Source organism: Candidatus Magnetaquicoccus inordinatus, assembly GCF_004217665.1.
Lineage (GTDB): Bacteria > Pseudomonadota > Magnetococcia > Magnetococcales > Magnetaquicoccaceae > Magnetaquicoccus > Magnetaquicoccus inordinatus.
In genome coordinates, this window is record NZ_RXIU01000483.1 from 1 (window position 1) to 1216 (window position 1216).

The 1216-nt window shown below is 55.6% G+C and carries 2 protein-coding genes; both read left to right on the plus strand.

Annotated elements, in window-relative coordinates:
• A partial coding sequence (locus tag EJP87_RS16705; protein ID WP_227657739.1) for a DUF2460 domain-containing protein occupies window positions 1-714 on the plus strand: 714 nt, incomplete at its 5' end.
• Window positions 711-1216: baseplate hub domain-containing protein (locus EJP87_RS16710; RefSeq protein ID WP_130472961.1), on the plus strand; the 506-nt coding region annotated here is incomplete at its 3' end. The genes EJP87_RS16705 and EJP87_RS16710, both read left to right, overlap by 4 nt.

Below are 1216 nucleotides of genomic sequence, written 5' to 3' on the forward strand. Positions count from 1 at the left end.
TTCACTGCTCCATTCAGGCAGAAGACGTTCGTGATCAACAGGGTGTGGGAGTCGGGAACAACAGACGACTCCCAGTATACAGCCGATGACCGTCCGCTTGCCATTTTCCCGTCATTGCCAGGCATGTCCTGGGAGCTGAAAAAAGCACCGGAGTTTCGCACCTCCATCCAGACGGCGGTTTCTGGCCGGGAACAGCGCGGTGCCTTCCGGGCCTACCCTGTCTGGCGGTTCACCCTGCTGTTTGACTGGCTGCGATCTGGCAACCTGCCGCATGAATACGAGGAGTTGCAAGGGTTCTTTCTGATGCATCGTGGGAGTTTCACCTCATTCCTGTTCCTTGATCCAACGGACTCCCTTTGCGTGGACATGCCATTCGGCAAAGGAAACGATATCCAGGCGCAATTCCAGCTCACGCGATCCTTTGGCTTCAACACCTCGTTTTCGTTTGCTGAACCCATAGAAAACCTCAAAAGTGTAACGGCAATCAAGCTGGATGGCCGGCTACTCTCTGCGCCAAGCGATTACACGGTCTCCGAGACGGGACTGGTTTCCTTCACCGTGCCACCCACCAGCAAATCGATCGTGTCCTGGAGTGGCACCTTCTACTACCGCTGCCGGTTTGCGGAGGACACGGCGGATTTTGCCCGCACACTGCCCAATCTTTGGGAGTTGCGTGAATTGGCCTTTATCGGTGCCCCGGGGAACAGAATATGAAACAGGCAAGCACAAAATTGCTGCAATTTTTGATGGCCGAAAACACCTTCCTGATGGCGGATCTGTTCCATCTGCAGTTGGTGGATGGCACTGTCGCCGGGTATTGCGCCTTCGACTGCAACATCACCTTTCGTGGCCGGGAGTATGTTGCCGACGGGCCAGTCATTCGACGTTCCAGAACACGCAGCGTCATTGGGGTAGAGGTGGATACCCTCAACCTGGAGGTGGTACCCGGGCCAAACGATATGCTGTTGGGTGTACCATGGATTGTGGCCGCCAATGCCGGTGTGCTGGATGGTGCCACCTTGGCGTTGTTCAGGGTGTTTCTGCAGAGCGACTTGTCGCTCGTTGATGGCGTCACTCTGTTTGTCGGCCAGGTGGCAGACATCCAGACCACACGCTCATTGGCGAAAATTACAGCCAACAGCGCCGTGCAACTGCTCAATATGAAAATGCCGAGAAACGTCTATCAGCCAGGCTGCTCCCACACGCTCTTCGACGA